The sequence below is a fragment of the Bacteroides sp. AM23-12 genome, assembly GCF_003434395.1.
Lineage (GTDB): Bacteria > Bacteroidota > Bacteroidia > Bacteroidales > Bacteroidaceae > Bacteroides > Bacteroides thetaiotaomicron.
Window position 1 is genome coordinate 344,137 of record NZ_QTLF01000001.1, and the last position, 20,883, is coordinate 365,019.

Here is a 20,883-nt window from a genome sequence, read left to right on the forward strand (position 1 = left end):
TCAGGTGTTAATAGCTGATAACTCACGCATTATTGACCGATATATGATTGAATGCTTCCTGAAAGATCAGGTTGATTGAAACATTTCATGCGGTCAAATCAATCCAATCATATAAGTCAAGCGCCAGTTTCCTGCTTGGGAAACTGGCGTTCCCTTATAAGGGAACGCCAGTTCCAAGGCAGGAAACGAGCGTTTCCGATATAGGGAACGCTCGTTTCCAAAATAAGAAATTAAAGGAAACTGTAAGCCATTCAGATACAATGATATAGGGAAATCATGGTAAGAAATGAACCATCTACGTGTGATTGATGTCGTATTTTATTATAAGGTTAATGCGAGCAAAAAGTCTGTTTTTATTAGAGGAAAAGTTTGTATGCCGTAATATAATATCGTACCTTTACAGGAATTAAGCGATAAACAATATTGGTAGATAAACAGACAAAAAAGAATGAAAATAACTTTAATCAGACAAGACAGCGGGAGTGGAAAAGAAGCTCTAAGCATATGCGAAGCAAGTACATTATTCAACAAAATGAAAACGGAGACAAAATCGGGACACATTACGGCTTTGCGAAACCTGATACCGATGCTGGAAGGTACGTACAGCCAGTACGAACATATAGACAAACTGCCATATATCTATTCTGCCGTAGAATGTACCCGCACTAAAGAAGGCGAACGAAAAATGAAACAATATAACGGACTGGTGCAGTTGGAAGTGAACCGGCTGGCAGGCCCGTCCGAAATGGAATATGTGAAACGGCAGGCGGCACTCTTGCCTCAGACTTTCGCCGCATTCTGTGGTTCCAGTGGCCGTAGCGTGAAGATATGGGTGCGTTTTGCCCTGCCGGATGACAGAGGACTGCCCGAAAAAGAAGCGGAAGCGGAATTATTTCATGCTCATGCCTACTGGCTGGCGGTAAAGTGCTACCAGCCGATGCTTCCTTATGATATTAATCTGCAAGCACCGGTGCTGACACAGAAGTGTCGTATGACACTGGACGAATCTCCATATTACAATCCCGATGCAGTGCCGTTCTGTCTGGAACAACCGCTCGCTATGCCCGGTGAAGAAACTTTTCGGCAGCGCAAGCAGGGTGAAAAGAATCTGCTGTTGCGCCTGCAACCGGGATATGAGTCTGCAAAAACCTTTACAAAGATTTATGAAGCGGCGTTGAACAGGGCATTTCAGGAAATGGAAGACTGGAAGCGTGGAGATGATTTGCAACCTTTGCTTGTACACCTTGCTGAGCATTGTTTCAAAGCGGGTATCCCCGAAGAAGAAGCGGTCCGGCAGACACTCATTCATTACTATCGGGAAGAGGATGAGCGAATCATACGCTCGACGATTCATAATCTTTATCAGGAATGTAAGGGTTTTGGCAAGAAAAACAGTATCGGAAGGGAGCAGGAGACGGCTTTTCTGCTGGAAGAATTTATGAACCGTCGTTATGAATTTCGTTATAACACCGTGTTGGATGATCTGGAATACCGCCAGCGTGATTCCATCCACTTTTACTTTAAGCCCGTGGACAAACGTGTGCGCAACAGTATCTCTATCTGTGCCTTGAAAGAAGGCATCAATGCCTGGGATCGTGATGTAGACCGTTTTCTGAATTCGGAATATGTTCCTTTGCACAATCCTGTAGAAGAATATCTTTATGATGTCGGCCGTTGGGACGGGAAAGACCGTATCCGTGCATTGGCAGGATTGGTTCCTTGTACGAATCCGTACTGGCAGGAGTTGTTTTATCGTTGGTTTCTGAGCATGGTGGCGCATTGGAGAGGGGTGGATCGGCAGCATGGAAACAGTACGTCACCTTTGCTTGTCGGTCCGCAAGGGTATCGTAAGTCAACGTTTTGCCGGATTATTCTGCCGCCTGAGTTGCGTTTCGGCTATACGGACAGTATTGATTTCAAGAGTAAGCAGGAAGCGGAGCGTTATTTAGGACGTTTTTTTCTGATCAACATTGATGAGTTTGATCAGATCAATGTCAGCCAGCAGGGGTTTCTGAAGCATTTGTTGCAAAAGCCTGTTGCTAACTTGCGCAAGCCTCATGGCAATACTATTCGTGAAATGCGTCGTTATGCCTCCTTTATCGGCACCAGCAATCAGAAAGATTTGCTTGCCGATCCCAGTGGCAGCCGTCGTTTTATCTGTATTGAGGTGATAGCTCCTATCAAAACCAATGCTACCATCAATTACAAACAGCTTTATGCTCAGGCGATGGAAGCCATTTATAAGGGTGAGCGTTACTGGCTGGATGATGAGGATGAAAAGATTTTGAAGCAGACGAACCGTGAGTTTGAGCAGGCGAGCCCGTTGGAACAGTTGTTCCATTGTTATCTCCGTCCGGCGGAAGAAGAGGAGGGAGGCGAATGGATGACGTCCATGCAGATTCTGAATTATTTGCAGACGAAGACACGGGACAGGTTGGCTATCAATAAGGTAGCTGTGTTCGGCCGTGCGCTTCAGAAGCTGAATATTCCCTGCCGGAAGTCCGGTAAGGGGACACTTTATCATTTGCTGAAAATAGAATGATTGGTAGCAACGTGAGGGCAAACGGTTGCTCTCACGCTGCTATCATTGGATCTCTAATCGCTGTAACTCCGATGAATAGGGGGATTGAAGCGGGAATGAGAGCGTGAGGGCAAAAGTGCTGTCATTTTTCATTTGGAAAAAAGTTATTTCGCTACAGTCGCCTCAACGAGACTATCCATATCAAAATCAATATTATAATCCTTTTCTATTTGAATCCTTCTTATTTGATTGACCAATGAATGCGGTTTCACCCTTCGGGTCATCTCTATTTCCAGCAACCTTTCGGGAAAGCGTTTACGGATTTCATCTATATTTCTCATGAAAAGTGAATCTTTATTTTCGTAGAGAGAATTGGCGGCTTCTGCCAGGATAAAAGCTCCCAAGCTGTCGGGATATTGTTTTAGTACTGCTTGAAGGAAAACCTTGCTTTTTCCAAAGCTTTCGTGGGCTTCAGCGTGCATATCTTTGGCAGCTTGAAGTAGTCCCAGTTGGAACAGATACTCACCGGTAATTGCGTTTTTCTCCATAGCAAGTGTTTGTATGTATAGGGCGGAGTCCAGTTCTCCCATTTCAGATAAAAGTTTGGCTTTCATGCCGTAATAGTCAGGATTTAAACTGTCGATTGCCAAAGCTTTGTCCAGAAAGCGGATGCATTTTCGGGTGGAGTCTACATCATAGGAAGATTCCATCAGGGCTATTGCTTGTTGGTAGAGGCTGTCTGCCTGAAGATTGATACAATGAGGAGTGATGTCTGCTTTAGACTCTTGCCGGGAATGGCAACCTGTAGCTGCAATAATCATTGGCAAGATAGTTAATAAGAGGCTTAATTTCTTGGGTTTCATATTCATAATTCTTATCATCCAATTTTATAAAAAGTAAGACTGGCGAAGAACTCGATAAGAAAATGTGTCTAATCTGATCTTATTTTGTTCTTCGTCAGTCTTTTCTTGTTTTGTTAAATGCCTAGCTGCTCTCTTGCCCAGGCTTCATCATGTCTTATTCTGTAAAGGTATATTTCGGACATATTCCACCATGCGCTGCCTGCGACAGTATAATCCAATGGATCTTTGTCACGGCGAGCCGTAGGAGTAAATCGGATATAGTTGTAAGCTTGCTTTCCACTCACATTGTTTTTAGCTGTGGCATGGCCACCGTTTGTTGTCGGCAGATTGAATTCTTCATTACCCATACTTTCAAAGAACTCACCGTTCATACTTCCATATATTGTTGCGGCTTTTACGTCACCTCCGTTATTCACTCCGCTTTGACGTGCATCATATTCAAAACAAAGGTCCTTTAATGGCTTGTTCAGTTTGATCTGGACATAATGTGCTTCTGTTGTAACAGGAGCATTCCACTTGGTATGATAATAAGTATTCACCTTCCCGTCAATCAATGCCGGTAAACCGCCTCCGTCTCCGACATGATTAGCATTGTCGGAAAGCATATCGATAGTAAGAGTAACACGTTCCATTTCGGAAGCTTCGCCGGAAATGCCTGTTATTGTTACCGGACTATCTGTCTCCATACCAGTCGGACCATAGGTGTTGATAGTAAATGAGTATTCACCTGCACATTGGTAAGTATCATCTATGATATAGGATGTTGTCTTATAGTCATTTATTAAGATCTCTTTATTTTCTTTCGTGACTTTATCGTAATAGGTAATCTTTATCTTGTTGAAGTCTACATCTTCAGGTATCTCCCATTGCAGCTGAATACTTCCGGCTCCCGGAGTAGCAGTAGCATTGATCACATTTAAAGGAGGTGTCGCGATAAATCCGGCCTGTTTTACTGTGACTACGAACTGACTTGGTACTTTGTCGGTGCTATTGGTACTCTTGAAGGTTATCTTTCCTTCACGAGGTTGATTCTCAACTTCAGTGTTGGCTTTAATGATAAAGCTTTCGGAGACATCACGCAGTGCTCTTGAAGCGGGTAATGATACTGGAGTGATCCAGGATTGGGCGGATTCTTCGACTTCATAGGTATATGACACTTCACCGGCAGGAGAATTTACTTTGAAAGGAATAGTGATTGTTTCTCCCATTGCTTTCACTTCATAGATCTTCTTGTCTTCATCGATTTCGACTATATAACCTCTGGGTTGTTGCTTTATCAGGAAAGAAGCTGTATAGCTGTAATTCTGGGAAGACTGGAGGATAATCGTACAATAACGTACGTCAGTCTCGGTGCTTTTATCCAGCGTAAATTTCAGTTCCTGTTTGTTTACGTCTTCCGCTGCACGCGTCTTTGCATCAAATGTGGCAGGTTGCTCTGCCAGACGTATCCAGTTGCAAGTGTCTGGTATAATGATATTATCCAGATTCAGGTTGGTCGCTACAGGAATTGTCAATGTTTCTCTTTCTGCATCTATTATTTCTACATATCCTTCCTGTTGTAGCTTGTCACCTATAAGGATGGCCGGTTCTTTACCAAACTGCGAGACAGTGATGGAATAGCTTTGATGACCATAGGCTACAGTGATTTCTGCCCGGCGTTGTTTGTATATATTGTTTGCACTGGCAGATACGACTACTTTGCCCTCGTGTTGTACTACCTTGCACCATTCTGCATTGGACTGGGCACTCCATCTGTCGAGTGGTACATTGGTCTGCACTTCAATTTCATGTTCTCCTCCCAGAAGTGGGAAAGTGATAGGTGCCTGACTTTTATCAGGAACTACGAGCGTTTCTACTTTAAACTCGGTTTCGTAATCGGGCGAACAAGAGATAAGTCCGGAAGCAATTCCGAATATGCTTGCGAGCCCGATGATTAATATATTTTTTTTCATACTCATTTGATTTGATTACAAGTTATCTACTCTTGGGTTAAATTCATATCGTAGTTTGGCTTTCACTTCCCGGTAAGGGGCGGTGGATTCCAGGCGATATTTATAATGCAGACGGAACTCTTTGTAATAAGTGGCACGTCCGTCGGGAGTACGGATAGCGTTTAACAGGAATGTGTTGTCGTAATCATCGATTGGGGTAAGTTGTACTACATCGACCGGATCCACTTCCACATCATTAACTCTGTCATGCGCTCTGATGGTAAGTTCTCTGGCCTGAGGATTCTCCGGTTGCTGCTCGCCAATTTCCAGAATGATACTCTTAGATACAATTCTGCTTCTTGCTGTCTTATAATCGCCAAGATCTTCATCACCTGCCATCATGCGTACCGAATTGGCACCGATCGGGAATACTTGATTGGCATTTGTCGGTCTACGGACTTCGGGACTACCACTGGGGTTAGGAATTACAATCGTACTGCTTGTATAATTGTAGTAGGTAGAAGTCTTTGTCGTTGCGTAATAGTTTTCTTTATAGATACGCAATAATACATGACTTTTATCCGGATTATAATTAGGTGTTTTTTCCGGATCTATCTTGTAATCCAGAAAATAAATAGAATCCGGTGAAATCCTTTCCAGATTTTTCAGATAGATCGGAAACATTACTTTGGAAGTGCCTGCCTGAATATCCAGTTCCTTATTGGGAAAATCATAGCATTCATCGGGAAGCAGTTTGGCAAATTTTTCTTTTTCTATATCAAAGTTGGATTTGTTGTATGCTTTCAGCAAAGAGTCCGATTCCAGAAGAGCTACATGGTGTGTGTTAGGGCTTATTTGTGAGCCGCTGACCGTGGCAACCAGATAGATCGTATCTTTTTCTTGTCCTACATTAGCCACCTGCCGGTCGTAGATCAGACTCGAATTACTGAGTAAGCCTACTTCGTTCCGGTATTGTTCCTGGTCGAAATCGTATTCATTGCAAGCACTCAATACACCTATAAGAGTGCAGAGCATTATATTAAATTTCTTTTTCATATTCAGTCTGTTATTCATGTTTTGATATTATCTGTCCCATCCGAAATTCTGGTCGGCATTGGGAACCTTCAGCAATTCATCATGGCGGATCGGTAAGAATACCATTTTAGGCAGTGCAATGCGGTCTCGCACATTTTGTGTATTGATCGTCACAATATTCCAGAATCCTTCATTACCGTTGGCATTTGTACGGTCTTTTGTCACATCCAGTCCCCGCCAGTTGGAGCTGTTGGCATCTTCGTCCAGATAGGTTCCCCACCTGCGCGTATCGAAATATCGGTATCCTTCGTTAAAGAGCTCTACCTGACGTTCATTGCGGATGATTTTTTCAAAATTGTCTGCTTCTGCCATGTCGCTGGCATCTACTCCCGGCAAGCCGACGCGATAACGTATCATGTTGAAATATTTAGCCATTTCTGCCGGATCACGGCTAACGGTTTCCTCAATAAGTGTACCTGTATTGTCGGATACTTCTACGGTCACTGTACCTTCTACACGGTTCAATGCTTCTACATATTCCAGTAGCACTTCACCATAACGAATGATAGGGAACGGTTTAGGGCTGGTGACGAATGCGCCTTTTACACTCCCTTTGCCGTTAGCCCATGAGTCGTCCGGATGAATGTATTTGACGGGAACATAACCGCTGACACTGTAGTCGTTTACGTTATTTCCGGCACCGGCAATTCCGGCATTGGTATCATCGTGAGAATACCAGAATTGCTGATTGACGTAGGAGGCGTCGGTAGAAGCTGAACTCATCGGCCAGTAGCGACCCGGAAAACCTATCGAGGCATAGAAGCGTGCCGAACGATTGGCGTACATCATAGGTACGTTTTCCCTTAGTAGGTATGTCCCCAGTTTTTTGGATTCGCCGGTGAGTCTGCTGAAGTCCGGTTCATATGGATATTCTGCCGATGAATTATGAATAGTCCGCCCATCTGCCATCAGATAGCAATCAATTACCCTCTGCGGCACAGACATTGAACCCCATCCGCCAAACTTGACAGGGAATGAGTGATGGGTATAGTTAGTGACGTTACTGGATTCCATCGCCCAGATGAATTCTTTATTAGTCTGTATGATACCTTCTCCTGTGAACATGTCGGAGTAAGAGTGATAAGGATCGATATTGCCTGCTCCGTCAGGGAAGTTAGCAGTAGGGACATTGGAGGCCAGAGGATATGGGTTCTGGGCATCTGCTTCCACTGTATGTAGCTCGTATCCCATTTTGGTCAGCTGTTTGGCGGCAGCTGCTGCAACGGCCCAGCGTCTCGGGTTATACTCTTGATTGACATAGTAGGCTCCGTCGCTTTTACGTTTCCAGGTCCCGAAACATTTACGGGCTGCAGCTCCGCCATTGAAAAGCGGTGAAGCCTGGAAGAGGCGCAAACGGGCGATGAGTGCCATGGCTGCTCCTTTGGTCGGACGTTGATAATAGTTGACGCTTTGCTCATCCGCTGAATAGATGCCTTGAGTTGCCAGTCGGAATTCATCGCATATATAATCTACAGACTCATCATAGGTAGCCCGTTCGCGATTATAATATTCGGCAGGTTCGGAGGTGCTCAGTTCTTCATCGCCCACGATAATCAACGGTCCCCAGTTCATCAAAAGATGATAATAAGCGTACCCACGCATAAAGTGAACATATCCGATATAACGTCTTCTGTCCATTTCATTCATATCAGGTACATTGTAGACTTCTTTAAGCATTTTGTTACATCTTGCTACAATGACATACATGTCGTACCATTGGTTTTGGATAGGCAGATTTCTGCTGTTGATGGTACCTACGGAAAATTGTAGTCCCCAAAATTCATTTGTCTGATATTTAAGTGTTATTTCGTCCGAAGCAGATTCCCCCGGATTCCAGGAATTTCCCCAGATAGCCCCTGCGTCGGGAAAACCTTTCGGAGTGTTCCAGAGATAACCTTCAGCATTTTTCTTGCTGTGAAAGATGGAGTCTTCTTTGAAAGTAGCTTCGAAGTATGGGTCTACATCCAGAAAATTGCAGGAACTGAGTAGTAGTGTACTTCCTACTGTTGCTCCCAATATTATTTTGAATAACTTTTTCATGAGTGTTCTATATTATTTTTAGAATTTAAGATAAACCTGGAACGTGTAAGTTGCCGGTATCGGATAAGCGGCCCCGTTTGCAGATGCCTGTTCCGGATCAAAATACTTCACTTTGTCGATAGTAAAAAGGTTGTTGGCAACAAACTCCAGATCGACAGAAGATAGTCCTGTCTTTTTTATCCATGGAGTCTTCAGGTTGTACTTCAGACTGAGTTCCTGAAAGCGCAGGAAAGAACCGTTCCGTTTCCAGAAAGAGGAAAGCTGGGAGTTGTTCGTATTGCCTCCGTAGGAGAGACGTGGGAATTCTGCATGGGGATTTTCCGTAGCGGTGGTGCCTGAATACCATGCGGGCGTCCATCTGTTCTTGGGATTGTTGGCCAGCTTGATAACGTTGCCGAGTTCTCCGTTATAGAAGGGAATCCATCCTGCGTCATTACCGAGTCCCGAACGGTAGTAGTCTACTTTTGCCGAACCTTTGAAAAGGAAGCTGAGGGTTAAGTCTTTCCAGTGAAAATCGGCTCCGAACCCATACATTACCCGAGGGAGTTGGTTGGAATAGGACAAAGGTACTTTGTCATCGTCATTGATAATACCGTCTCCATTTACGTCACGATATTTGATATCTCCCGGACGAATGCGGCCGAATCCGCTTTGGTCGGCACTTGTGTTGATTTCTTCTTTACTGGAGAAGAGACCTTCTGCAATATATCCGCGAAGGATGTTAAAGGGTTTTCCGGTTACACTCAGATAATCATAAGGTAACTTGTTTTCTTCATAGTAATCAATAATATTCTGAGAGAAAGTGTAATTGCCGCGTACAGTGAAGCTCATGTCTTTATTGATCTGGTGGAAGAATTCGAAGTTTCCGTCAGAACCATAGCTATGCATTTTTCCTACATTTGATTTCGGGACGGTAACCATACCTACAAACTTAGGCAGCGTCACACGATCCTGGAAGATGTGATCACGTGTATCGCGGAAAAAGTCAACAGTGACAGAGAGCTTGTCGTGGAAGAACTTGGCATCGATACCAAAGTTGAGTTTCTTTGCTACTTCCCATTGAAGGTTGTCGGCTCCTTTCACAGTTTCTGTAATACCCCGTTCACGATATCCCCAGTAAGAGGCGGCATTGTCATTGATTAATGTCAAATAAGGGAACCGGTCACCACTGATCTGGTCATTACCTACCTGACCGTAGGAGCCGCGGAACTTGAGGAAGCTTAACCAGGGAATGGCCTCATTGACCCAGTTATAGGATGTCGGTACCCAGCCTACAGCAATGGAAGGGAAGAAACCGAATCTTTTTCCTTTTTCGAATTGCGCAGAACCTGTGTAACCGAAGTTTGCATCAATGAAATAGCAATTGTTATAGCCATAGGAAACACGTCCTGATAAGTTTTGACGCCGTTGAGGAATGGCATTAATACCCATTGCGTCATAGTCCCATTGGGTGTTATGAACATCTTCCATGTAATATAAAGCCAATGCTCCTAGTGAGTGCAAACCAAATGTACGGTCCCAGTTGGCTTTGGCTTCCATGTAGTATTTTCTGTATCTGTTGTTATTTTGTGTATATTTCATGTTCTCTTTGGCAGTACGCAATGTTTTGATGAGTACCCCTTGTGAACTTCTTCCTGTAGCGCGGTAGAGGTCAGGCCATATGTAACGTCCTTCATTGAAATAATTGATATTTTCGCTCATCGCTTGTACCGACGCTGTCATTCCTTTCAGGAATCCTCCGAATTCCTGTTCAAGTTTGAGTGTAAGCATATTACGCTGAGTTTCATCTTGCGTGTATCCGGTGTTATTTAGCATGACATACGGAGAAGCAAGGTCATGTTTTCCATAAGAAGGGAAGGTACCGTCTGAATAGGTTTTAGGAAACATCAGTGGAGTTAGCTGACGGACTGCTGACCATACCGTATTCGTGTTTTGTCCACCCGGGCTGGTATAGTTGGAAATATATCCGTCCAGACCAAAATAAACTTTGGTTGTTTTGGTCAGATTCATGTCAATATTGGCACGATATGTTATTTTTTTATATGACAAAGGCTTTTTGAACAGATTGTCTTCCTGCCGGTAGGCCGCTCCTTCATCCTGATACCCTAATGAAAGATAATATCTGGCTATGTCGCCTCCTCCTTGTGCATTGATGTAATAGTTCTGCTGGATAGATGTGCGTTTCATTATTTCATCTATCCAGTTAACATCCGGGTAGAGGTCTTTATCCAAATTGTATTTTATCAGATCCAGTTCCAGACGGGAGTAAAGGTCGTCTTCACCCGACATGGCACGTGCCTCATTGGCAAGGAGAGCGTAGTCATAAGCTCCCAGGTATTCGGGCAGACGTTTGATGTGCGATACTTTTAATGTTGCTCGTCCTGTGATGGTAAGTTTGCCTGTTTCTCCACGTTTAGTGGTAACCAAGACCACGCCATTGGCACCTCGGGTACCATACACTGCGGTGGCGGAGGCGTCTTTCAGGATACTGAACGATTTTACATCATCAGGATCAATGTCTTCAAGGCGGCCTTCGATACCGTCAATCAGCACTAATGCACCGGAGCTGGCTCCGAAAGTACTGATACCACGAATCCAGAAGTTGGAGATGTTTTTTCCCGGTTCGCCCGAACTCTGCATGGTGATGACACCAGCCAACCGTCCGCCGATCATGTTGTTGAGGGAAGTACCGGGAGTACTGAGCTGGGCTACATCAATGGTACTGATTGCACCTACTACTGATATCTTTTTTTGTGAAGTCATACCTGTGACCACTACTTCGTCAAGCTTGGTGTCATCTTCTTCCAATGTAACTTTGAGTGTCATTTCATCTTTAGTCACCAGTTTCTCGATAGATTTCATTCCAATAGCCTGAATGACTAATATTTGGTTGGCATCTACTTTGATACTGAATTTACCATCCATATCTGCTGAGGTTCCCACTCCCGGTGCATTCTTAACATAAATGGTAGTACCCGGTAGCGGTTCACCGGTTTTGTCTATTACGACCCCCGCTACAGTAAACTGTTTTTTCTTATTGTCTTGACTGTAACTCGTCAGCGGTATAAGCGCCATGATCAGTACAATCAGTAGAAAATTATTTCTCATATTGTATTTTGTATAAGGTTATTCAATGGATAATTTACGAATCACTTTGTTCTGTGTGTCGGCTACATATACAATAGTTCCATCACTGTTGACTGCTACTCCGCAAGGGAAGTGGAATTTGGCAATTTCCGGACCTCCATCCTTATAACCTTCCGCTCCCGGCAGACCGATAGGTGTGGTTACGGCTGCTCTTTCTTTCGGCATAGTAGTATCTATTACGCGGATGCAGGAATTACCACTGTCAGCAATGTACATTTTTCCGTCGTCGGTGAAACAAATCTGGCGCGGGTGTCTGAATTTGGCGTTCTTCAGCAAGCCGTCTTCCCAGCCCTTCCCGTTCATAACTCCTTCGTAGATTGCTTTTCCTGCGTATGATTCTCCGTTATAAGTGTCTTTATCTTCCGGAGTGATCTTGGATACGTCCACTCTCCAAATCTGGTGAAAATCTGCAAGAGATACATAGAGTACGTTTTCTTCTCCTTTAATAGGGCTGAATGCGATATAGGAGTCACTTCCTGCTTTGCCGCCGTCGCCTGTTGCTACATTAGATATTTTCTTTAGCAAAATTTCTGCTGTACGGTTTTTAGGATTGATTCGAACCAATTGCCCTTTCCACATGACCGTATAGATCATATGATCCAGCTTGTTGATTACAAAGCAATGCTTCCAGTTGTTTTCGTCTACGGTGCTGAGTTCTTCTGATTTCAAGACTGTTCTATATCGGGGAACATAATTTAGAAGTTTTTGCATATCATAATATTTCATGCCGGCATCATCCGGAATGTAAACAGCTTCAGCATCTTTTTCATCAGAATAAGCCGGTGCATTAATATATGCAGTTCCATATTTTAATACAATGGAAGAATTGCTGGCGATGGAAATCATTGAAATGTTTCCGTTTACGCCTTCACCTTTTTCATTACGGCAGGTTGTGTTTGGTTGTTTGTCTTTTCCACTGTCTCCTTTACGGTCTACCACAAATATATTGTCTTCACCGTCTATACAGAGATAGAAAGGAGAGGAGAAAGTACATGTGGCAAGGTCACCACCAACGGTGTTTATATTATTGTCCGGTGATGCAAGTCCTGCTACCGTACTAACACTGGTTTGTGTCTTGTATAGGAATTGGTCTGGTGCTTTGCCTATGTATTCTTGACCGTCGGGCGTTCTTCTTTCTACAAGAATATTCATCTCTCTTTTGAAGGTGAGTCCTTTGGGAACAAATGCATAGATTCTGCTACCGTTACTGCTGACTAATCCGGCAGGATGTCTGATCCCGTCTACATCTTCAAAATAGACTTTCATGCCAGTGGTGTCTGTACCGAAGTTGCGGCCTTCGATGATCATCGGAGTGGCTATACCTCCGGAATCAGGATAAAATTCTGTAATCTCAATAGGCTGGTTTGGGTTGAACCCGCTGCTTCCATTGATGTCGTCATCTGAACAGGAAGCTAACCACGCGAAAGCTGTAATGAACAGCGTCCAATAAACTCTTCTTTTTCGCATTGTTTTTCTGTGATAAAAGGTTAATAATTAGATTGGTTAAAAAAAAGTGATAGGGAAACCTACTCTTGTGTGTCTACTATGTGGGTAGAACTAGGGTATGCATACAAGGGGTATACGTTTGTTTTTGTATGTATGAGTAAGTTTGAAAATATATGGGTGTGTTTGACTGCTATTATTCATCTTCTTAAATTGGGGGTATTGAAGTTGATAATGAACTCAGAATACATATTATACCTATTCTGATCTGTGCTGAAATAAAAGTAAAGAATGAGATCAAATTCTCCGATTTTGAAAGGCGGAGGGCTGTTGCTAAGAGTTTTCATAAATGTTAATTTAAGGTTGTAATCATATTGATTAATTGGGGCTAAGTCGTAATAGGACTTGGTATGTGTGTATATAAGTGTCTTATATATAATTGATTAATTGGTTGATGAATGCTTCGGATGACAATTTATGAACTATATAGTAGAATTGAGATTCTAAAAAAATGGTGTTTGTCGATAATTAAAATAAAAAAGATATTGTATTTTTCGATTTTATTAATAACTTTACACCGACTTAGAATAGTACATGCACTTAATAACCTTTGAATAGCCTATGGAAACAGTAAAAAATATACTTTGGGGTATAAAAATACCAAGTCCTATTACGACTTCTTCAAAATTATTCAATTTGGCATAAGGTCTCTATTGCTCTCCAGGATGAAAAGTAATGCAATTAATTTAAATAATTAGGTCGATTTTTCCTTTGAAAATAATTAGAAGACTGTTCTTTTGACTTTTTTCTACCTTATATATATTAGATTGTTCTACCCAAACTGTCAATCTCTTAAAGTAGTTTTTGAGCATCCGGAATCAGAATCTCTTTTCTGTGCAACTCGATTAAACCATTATCCTGTAGTTCATTCAGTGTTTTAGAAATATTTAATCGAGTATCATCCAAACAACGCGCCAAATCGTCCATCTTTACTTTGAAAGTCTTTTCCCCTTGCGGTTTTTCGCAATGTGACAGAAAGAAACGGATAATTTTGCTTTTTAAATCCAGCGTGGGTTCATCCCATAAACGGGAATAGAGATTTTGCGCCCGGTTGCTGACGATATTCATATAGTTGAGGCGGAAAATATCATATCTGAACAGATCACTGAGTACGAATGCTTTGCTGATACAAACAGTATGCACTTCCGTATGTGCCACATAAGAAGAAGCATAGTTGGTATTCATACCGAATAAAGACTGAGGTTCTATCAGATAGGGAGCTTCGATTTGTTCGATGACCGTATAAATGTTTTCTTTTGCATTGGTGACAATAGAAATCTCACCTTTCAACAGAAAACAAAGCTGGGTACAGGGATTACCACTCTTTATGATGGTTTCCCCAGCTTTATGTTTGATAAAGTGCAGCTTGACTTTATCCAGAATACTAGTGAAATCTTCATGACAAAGCCCCTGAAATAAAGGTAATTGGAGCAAAGTATCGAACATTGTTTCCATACGTTGTAATCTCTTATTAATCGTACAAATTTACTCATAATACAACACTGCTATCCACATATCCCCTTTCTTTTTGTTTTTTTTATTGTTTGAATGCATAAAAATAGAGTATATTTGCAAAAAAAAGGAGGAATTATGTTCACGGGTTTTAATTGGCAGCAAATGGTCAGTGCGTTTATCGTACTTTTTGCAGTAATAGATATTATCGGTTCTATACCTATTATTATTAACCTGAAGGAAAAGGGGAAAGATGTGAATGCAACAAAGGCTACTGTCATCTCCTTTGCTTTACTGATAGGCTTCTTCTACGCGGGTGATATGATGCTGAAACTTTTTCATGTAGATATCGAATCATTCGCCGTGGCGGGCGCATTCGTTATTTTTCTTATGTCTCTGGAAATGATTCTGGATATAGAAATCTTCAAAAATCAGGGGCCGATAAAGGAAGCGACACTCGTTCCGCTTGTCTTCCCGCTGCTGGCAGGGGCCGGAGCTTTTACTACGCTTCTTTCGCTTCGTGCCGAATATGCCAGTGTTAACATAATCATTGCCTTGATACTGAATATGCTATGGGTCTACTTTGTAGTAAGCATGACCGGACGTGTGGAACGTTTCCTCGGAAAAGGGGGAATCTACATCATCCGTAAGTTTTTCGGTATCATCCTGCTCGCTATCTCAGTAAGGTTGTTTACTGCTAATATCACTTTATTGATTGAGGCATTGCATAAGTCGTAACCGGGATTTATGAGGTAATATCCGTAGAGTCGGTTGTATTGTGATCGTTGATATCTTCTTCCGGAGATTCTTCTTCTTCATCCGTTTCGTCCGCAAAAGGTTCTGGTCGTTGAGGCCCGTGGTTCAAGAAACCGAATGCACAGAGTGTTCCCATGATACCCCCGCTGAGATGTCCTTCCCACGACATATTGGCGGGAGAGAAGTAGGGGAACATATGCCAGATGATTCCTCCATACAAAAAGGTGACAAGCAGTGAGATGGCAATCAGAGGAACATATTTCCGCAGGATACCACTGAAAAAAAGAAAGAAGGCAAGTCCGTAAATCAGTCCGCTGGCACCGATGTGCCATCCCGGTTTGCCGATAATGAAGGTCAGCAGTCCGGCTCCGATCCAGATGATCATAAAAATACGTCCGGCTATCCCCCTGTAGAAATAGAACAAGCACCATGATAAAAAAAATAGCGGCAACGTATTGGCCAGCAAATGGCTGAACCCGCTGTGTATCAGCGGATGAGTCAGAATACCCGTTATTCCTCGCTTTTCCAGAGGGTATATTCCCATGTGAGAGAAGTCCCAGTCCATGCCGACTTCAACGATCTTTAGCAGAAATAGGATAAAAATTAGGAACAACGGCACCGCTGTAGCCAGCATGATACGCTGAATATCTCGCTTCATTACTTTCTATTCTTTAGATATTTTACGCAATACTACGAATATTTGCACAAAAACTGAAAATAAAAAGCCTTTTTATTTTTGTTTTTATCTAGAATTTGTACATTTGGGCATTATACCTATATATACAATGCTCAGGCTGGTATATATACAGAACAGCAATAGATATATATAAGGAATATAGTGACCAATAATTAACCTTTAAATAATGCACAACTATGAGTTATTTACGATTTGACAAGACCCTCATGACGAATCTGGAAGAAAGTCTCCAAAGGGAGATTCTCCGGACGAACAAAGCAGGAGCTTATCATTGTACAACGATTGTTGATTGTAACACACGCAAATATCACGGACTGTTGGTAATTCCTGTTCCCAATATCGACGATGAAAATCATGTGCTGCTATCTTCTCTTGATGAAACGGTAATTCAACATGGTGCTGAGTTTAACTTGGGGTTGCATAAATATCAGGGAAACAACTTTAGTCCGAATGGACATAAGTATATCCGTGAATTCGATTGTGAGCATATCCCGGCGACAACTTACCGTGTTGGAGGAGTAGTGTTACGCAAAGAAAAAATCTTTGTACATCATGAAAACAGAATCCTGATTCGTTATACTTTGTTGGACGCACATTCGGCGACGACTTTGCGCTTCCGACCGTTCCTCGCTTTCCGGAGCGTGCGAGAGTACACTCACGAGAATGCGCAGGCAAGCCGCGATTATCAGCTTGTGGAAAATGGTATCAAGACTTGTATGTATCCCGGTTATCCGGAACTGTTCATGCAGTTGAACAAGGCTTGTGAGTTCCATTTCCAGCCCGACTGGTATCGTGGATTCGAATATCCGAAAGAACAAGAGCGAGGCTACGACTTCAATGAAGACCTCTATGTTCCGGGATATTTTGAAGTGGATATAAAGAAAGGAGAAAGCATCGTTTTCTCTGCGGGTACTTCCGAAGTGACTCCGCGCAGACTGAAGCAGACGTTCGAAGCCGAAGTGGCTGACCGTACGCCTCGCGATAGCTTCTATCACTGTCTGAAAAACTCAGCCCATCAGTTCCACAACCAGCAGGAAGGAGAACATTATATCCTTGCCGGTTACCCGTGGTTCAAGTGCCGTGCCCGCGATATGTTTATATCCTTGCCGGGACTGACACTTGCGCTGGACGAGGTGGATCAGTTTGAAGATGTGATGAAGACAGCGGAAAAAGCGATTCGAAGCTTCATCAATGATGAGCCGGCAGGATACAAGATTTACGAGATGGAGCATCCGGATGTACTGCTTTGGGCCGTATGGGCTTTGCAACAGTATGCCAAGGAGACCTCTCGCGAACAATGCCGTCAGAAATATGGCGAACTGCTGAAAGATATCATCGAATTTATCCGTCAGCGGAAACATGAGAACCTCTTCCTGCATGAAAACGGTCTGCTTTATGCCAATGGCACCGATAAGGCGATTACGTGGATGAACTCCACCGTAAACGGACATCCGGTGATTCCCCGTACGGGATATATCGTAGAATTTAATGCTTTGTGGTATAATGCGCTTCGTTTCGTTGCCGATCTGGTTCGTGAAGATGGAAACGTTCTTTTGGCCGATGCGCTTGACGCACAGGCGGAAGTGACGGGAAAATCATTTATCGAAGTGTTCCGCAACGAATATGGATATTTACTTGACTATGTAGACGGAAATATGATGGACTGGAGCGTACGCCCCAACATGATATTCGCCGTAGCATTCGATTATTCTCCGTTGGACCGGGCACAAAAGAAGCAAGTGCTCGACATCGCAACCAAAGAGTTGCTCACCCCCAAGGGACTCCGTACCTTGAGTCCGAAGAGCGGGGGCTATAACCCTAACTATGTTGGTCCTCAGATACAGCGTGACTACGCTTACCACCAAGGCACAGCCTGGCCTTGGCTGATGGGATTCTATATGGAAGCCTATTTGCGAATTTATAAGATGAGTGGTCTGTCGTTCATTGAACGCCAGCTTATTGGTCTCGAAGATGAACTGACAATTCATTGTATCAGTTCGTTGCCTGAACTTTTCGATGGTAATCCGCCTTTTAAAGGACGCGGAGCTGTATCGTTTGCCATGAATGTCGCCGAAGTACTGCGTATTCTAAAGCTACTGTCTAAGTATTATTAAAAAGAGGAGGAACGAAAATGAAAGTTTTAATGTTTGGATGGGAGTTCCCCCCGCATATCTTAGGAGGGTTAGGGACTGCCAGTTATGGTCTGACAAAAGGAATGTCTCAGCAGGATGATCTGGAGATTACATTCTGTATTCCCAAACCATGGGGAGACGAAGATCAGAGCTTTTTAAGAATTATCGGCATGAACAGCACGCCGGTAGTGTGGAAAAATGTCGGTTGGGACTATGTGAAAGGACGCGTAGGCAGTTATATGGATCCGCAATTGTTCTATGACTTGCGCGATCATATCTATGCCGACTTCAACTATCTCAATACGAATGATCTGGGATGCATCGAGTTCTCCGGACGTTATCCGGACAACCTGCACGAAGAGATCAATAACTATTCGATCGTTGCCGGGGTGGTAGCACGTCAGCAGGAGTTTGATATCATTCATTCTCATGACTGGCTGACTTATCCGGCAGGGATACATGCCAAGCAAGTATCTGGTAAGCCATTGGTGATCCATGTGCATGCTACTGATTTCGACCGTAGTCGCGGCAATGTCAATCCGACAGTGTATGCCATTGAGAAGAATGGTATGGACAATGCCGACCACATCATGTGTGTGAGCGAACTGACCCGTCAGACTGTGATCCATAAGTATTTCCAGGACCCGAAGAAGGTGTCTACTGTGCATAATGCCGTTTCTCCTTTGTCACAAGAGATACAGGATATTGTTCCTCAAAAGAATCCGAGCGAAAAGGTCGTTACTTTCCTGGGACGTATTACCATGCAGAAAGGACCGGAATACTTTGTAGAGGCTGCAGCAATGGTATTGCACCGTACGCGCAATGTCCGTTTCGTAATGGCCGGTAGTGGTGATATGATGGATCAGATGATTCGTCTGGTAGCCGAACGCGGTATTGCGGACCGTTTCCATTTCCCCGGTTTTATGAAGGGAAAGCAGGTGTACGAAGTGCTGAAAGCCAGTGATGTATACATTATGCCTTCTGTATCTGAGCCATTCGGTATCTCTCCGTTGGAGGCTATGCAATGTAGTGTACCTTCCATTATATCCAAGCAATCCGGCTGTGCCGAAATTTTGGATAAATGTATTAAAACGGACTACTGGGATATTCACGCTATGGCGGATGCCATTTATTCTATCTGTACTTACCCGGCTATGTACGAGTACCTGAAAGAAGAGGGTAAGAAAGAAGTGGATGAGATTAAATGGGAGAACGTGGGATATAAAGTTCGCGGTATCTATGATGAGGTTATTAAAAATTATGGTAAACAATAAAATGATATAGACTATGAGAACGATCTGTCTTTATTTCGAAATACATCAGATTATACACTTGAAACGCTACCGTTTTTTCGATATCGGCACCGATCATTATTACTATGATGACTATGCAAATGAAACCGGTATGAATGAGGTTGCCGAACGATCTTATATACCTGCTCTCAGCACGTTGATCGAGATGGTGAAAAACTCGGGAGGAGCTTTCAAAGTGGCGCTTTCTATTTCCGGTGTGGCATTGGAGCAACTTGAAATTCATGCTCCGGCGGTGATTGACTTGCTGCATCAGTTGAATGATACCGGTTGTTGTGAGTTCCTTTGCGAACCTTATTCACACGGCTTGTCATCTCTGGCTAATGAAGACTGCTTCCGTGAAGAAGTGCTTCGCCAGCGTGATAAAATGAAACAGATGTTTGGCAAAGAACCGAAGGTGTTCCGCAATTCCAGCTTGATTTATTCAGATGAAATCGGTGGACTGGTAGCTTCTATGGGCTTTAAGGGAATGCTGACGGAAGGTGCAAAACATGTATTGGGATGGAAGAGCCCGCACTATGTATATCACTGCAATCAGGCTCCGAGTCTCAAATTGCTGTTGAGAGACTTTAAACTTTCTGATGATATAGGATTGCGTTTCTCCAATTCGGAATGGCCGGAATATCCATTATTTGCTGATAAGTATATTAACTGGATTGATGCGTTGCCACAAGAAGAGCAAGTGATTAATATCTTTATGGAATTAAGTGCATTGGGTATGGCTCAGCCGCTTTCTTCCAATATCCTGGAATTCCTGAAAGCATTGCCCGAATGTGCTAAATCAAAGGGTATCACGTTCTCTACTCCGACAGAGATTGTATCTAAATTGAAATCTGTATCTCAGCTGGATGTTCCTTACCCAATGTCATGGGTGGACGAAGAAAGAGATACAAGCAGTTGGCTGGGTAATATCCTGCAACGTGAGGCTTTCAACAAGTTGTATAGCGTAGCAGAACGTGTTCATCTGTGTGACGACCGTCGTATCAAGCAGGACTGGGATTATCTGCAAGCCAGCAACAATTTCCGTTTCATGACTACCAAGAATACAGGTATCTGGCTGAACCGTGGTATTTATGACTCTCCTTACGATGCCTTCACTAACTACATGAATATCTTGGGCGACTTTATCAAACGAGTAGATTCACTGTATCCTGTTGACGTAGATAATGAAGAGCTCAACTCTCTGCTGACTACTATTAAGAATCAGGGTGAGGAGATAGCCGAACTGCAAAAGGAAGTAACCAAATGGCAGGCAAAAGCTGAAAAAGGAGCTGTAAAAGCTCCCAAGAAAGTAGCTGCGAAAAAAGAACCGGTAGCTAAAGCTACTCGTAAGAAAGCTACTGCAAAGAAAGAAGAATAAGATAATAATAAATTAACTGGTTGTAACCGTGGGGAGATGGGAATCACCTCACGGTTGTTTTTTATATATTGGAAGG

Annotated in this window: 13 protein-coding genes; 5 read left to right on the forward strand and 8 right to left on the reverse strand. The window is 43.1% G+C overall.

Annotation, left to right across the window (positions count from 1 at the left end; genetic code table 11):
- Positions 1 to 448 precede the first annotated feature (448 nt).
- Positions 449 to 2,542: a BT4734/BF3469 family protein gene (locus DW640_RS01165; RefSeq protein ID WP_117576921.1), complete on the forward strand. Its 2,094-nt coding sequence runs from the start codon at positions 449 to 451 to the stop codon at positions 2,540 to 2,542.
- A 143-nt stretch (positions 2,543 to 2,685) separates the two neighbouring features.
- Here the strand turns inward: DW640_RS01165 and DW640_RS01170 are convergent, their stop codons facing one another.
- The 7 genes from DW640_RS01170 to DW640_RS01200 form a co-directional block, all read right to left on the reverse strand.
- Complete coding sequence (locus DW640_RS01170) at positions 2,686 to 3,384, reverse strand: M48 family metallopeptidase (RefSeq protein ID WP_016268369.1); 699 nt, start codon at positions 3,382 to 3,384, stop codon at positions 2,686 to 2,688.
- Positions 3,385 to 3,497: 113 nt separating this feature from the next.
- Positions 3,498 to 5,342, reverse strand: a complete 1,845-nt coding sequence (locus DW640_RS01175; protein ID WP_011109190.1) for a BACON domain-containing protein — start codon at positions 5,340 to 5,342, stop codon at positions 3,498 to 3,500.
- Between the two features lie 9 nt (positions 5,343 to 5,351).
- Positions 5,352 to 6,371: a BT_3044 domain-containing protein gene (locus DW640_RS01180; RefSeq protein WP_008764488.1), complete on the reverse strand. Its 1,020-nt coding sequence runs from the start codon at positions 6,369 to 6,371 to the stop codon at positions 5,352 to 5,354.
- Between the two features lie 27 nt (positions 6,372 to 6,398).
- Positions 6,399 to 8,450: a RagB/SusD family nutrient uptake outer membrane protein gene (locus DW640_RS01185; RefSeq protein WP_117576923.1), complete on the reverse strand. Its 2,052-nt coding sequence runs from the start codon at positions 8,448 to 8,450 to the stop codon at positions 6,399 to 6,401.
- Positions 8,451 to 8,468: 18 nt separating this feature from the next.
- A complete protein-coding gene (locus DW640_RS01190) occupies positions 8,469 to 11,558 on the reverse strand; it encodes a TonB-dependent receptor (protein WP_016268367.1) in 3,090 nt (1,029 codons plus the stop codon).
- Between the two features lie 18 nt (positions 11,559 to 11,576).
- Positions 11,577 to 13,064 carry a hypothetical protein gene (locus DW640_RS01195; protein WP_008759970.1) on the reverse strand — a complete coding sequence of 496 codons (1,488 nt, stop codon included), beginning with the start codon at positions 13,062 to 13,064 and terminating at the stop codon, positions 11,577 to 11,579.
- Between the two features lie 828 nt (positions 13,065 to 13,892).
- Positions 13,893 to 14,555: a Crp/Fnr family transcriptional regulator gene (locus tag DW640_RS01200; RefSeq protein ID WP_008759971.1), complete on the reverse strand. Its 663-nt coding sequence runs from the start codon at positions 14,553 to 14,555 to the stop codon at positions 13,893 to 13,895.
- Positions 14,556 to 14,690: 135 nt separating this feature from the next.
- On the opposite strand from DW640_RS01200, the gene DW640_RS01205 reads away from it, so the two are divergent.
- Positions 14,691 to 15,290 (forward strand): MarC family protein, encoded by a 600-nt coding sequence (locus DW640_RS01205; protein ID WP_117577006.1) that lies wholly within the window; start codon positions 14,691 to 14,693, stop codon positions 15,288 to 15,290.
- A 7-nt stretch (positions 15,291 to 15,297) separates the two neighbouring features.
- Here DW640_RS01205 and DW640_RS01210 read toward each other — a convergent pair whose 3' ends face one another.
- On the reverse strand, positions 15,298 to 15,966 hold the full coding sequence (locus DW640_RS01210) for a rhomboid family intramembrane serine protease (RefSeq protein WP_117576925.1): 669 nt from the start codon (positions 15,964 to 15,966) through the stop codon (positions 15,298 to 15,300).
- A gap of 215 nt (positions 15,967 to 16,181) precedes the next feature.
- Here DW640_RS01210 and DW640_RS01215 point away from each other — a divergent pair, with 215 nt between their 5' ends.
- The 3 genes from DW640_RS01215 to DW640_RS01225 are packed head-to-tail and all read left to right on the forward strand — an operon-like array spanning position 16,182 to position 20,807.
- Entirely contained in the window at positions 16,182 to 18,119 is a 1,938-nt protein-coding gene (locus tag DW640_RS01215) for a glycogen debranching enzyme N-terminal domain-containing protein (protein WP_008759974.1), read from the forward strand.
- A gap of 17 nt (positions 18,120 to 18,136) precedes the next feature.
- Positions 18,137 to 19,411, forward strand: coding sequence for a glycosyltransferase family 4 protein (locus DW640_RS01220; protein WP_008759975.1), 1,275 nt, complete (start codon positions 18,137 to 18,139; stop codon positions 19,409 to 19,411).
- 13 nt (positions 19,412 to 19,424) lie between these two features.
- Positions 19,425 to 20,807, forward strand: a complete 1,383-nt coding sequence (locus tag DW640_RS01225) for a glycoside hydrolase family 57 protein (protein WP_008764493.1) — start codon at positions 19,425 to 19,427, stop codon at positions 20,805 to 20,807.
- Positions 20,808 to 20,883: the final 76 nt, after the last annotated feature.

What these genes read in the sequence shown, in the direction of transcription:
- DW640_RS01165 (WP_117576921.1), top strand. Translation starts at nt 449, where the DNA reads ATGAAAATAACTTTAATCAGACAAGACAGCGGGAGTGGAAAAGAAGCT.
- DW640_RS01170 (WP_016268369.1), bottom strand. Translation starts at nt 3,384, where the DNA reads ATGAAACCCAAGAAATTAAGCCTCTTATTAACTATCTTGCCAATGATT.
- DW640_RS01175 (WP_011109190.1), bottom strand. Translation starts at nt 5,342, where the DNA reads ATGAGTATGAAAAAAAATATATTAATCATCGGGCTCGCAAGCATATTC.
- DW640_RS01180 (WP_008764488.1), bottom strand. Translation starts at nt 6,371, where the DNA reads ATGAAAAAGAAATTTAATATAATGCTCTGCACTCTTATAGGTGTATTG.
- DW640_RS01185 (WP_117576923.1), bottom strand. Translation starts at nt 8,450, where the DNA reads ATGAAAAAGTTATTCAAAATAATATTGGGAGCAACAGTAGGAAGTACA.
- DW640_RS01190 (WP_016268367.1), bottom strand. Translation starts at nt 11,558, where the DNA reads ATGAGAAATAATTTTCTACTGATTGTACTGATCATGGCGCTTATACCG.
- DW640_RS01195 (WP_008759970.1), bottom strand. Translation starts at nt 13,064, where the DNA reads ATGCGAAAAAGAAGAGTTTATTGGACGCTGTTCATTACAGCTTTCGCG.
- DW640_RS01200 (WP_008759971.1), bottom strand. Translation starts at nt 14,555, where the DNA reads ATGGAAACAATGTTCGATACTTTGCTCCAATTACCTTTATTTCAGGGG.
- DW640_RS01205 (WP_117577006.1), top strand. Translation starts at nt 14,691, where the DNA reads ATGTTCACGGGTTTTAATTGGCAGCAAATGGTCAGTGCGTTTATCGTA.
- DW640_RS01210 (WP_117576925.1), bottom strand. Translation starts at nt 15,966, where the DNA reads ATGAAGCGAGATATTCAGCGTATCATGCTGGCTACAGCGGTGCCGTTG.
- DW640_RS01215 (WP_008759974.1), top strand. Translation starts at nt 16,182, where the DNA reads ATGAGTTATTTACGATTTGACAAGACCCTCATGACGAATCTGGAAGAA.
- DW640_RS01220 (WP_008759975.1), top strand. Translation starts at nt 18,137, where the DNA reads ATGAAAGTTTTAATGTTTGGATGGGAGTTCCCCCCGCATATCTTAGGA.
- DW640_RS01225 (WP_008764493.1), top strand. Translation starts at nt 19,425, where the DNA reads ATGAGAACGATCTGTCTTTATTTCGAAATACATCAGATTATACACTTG.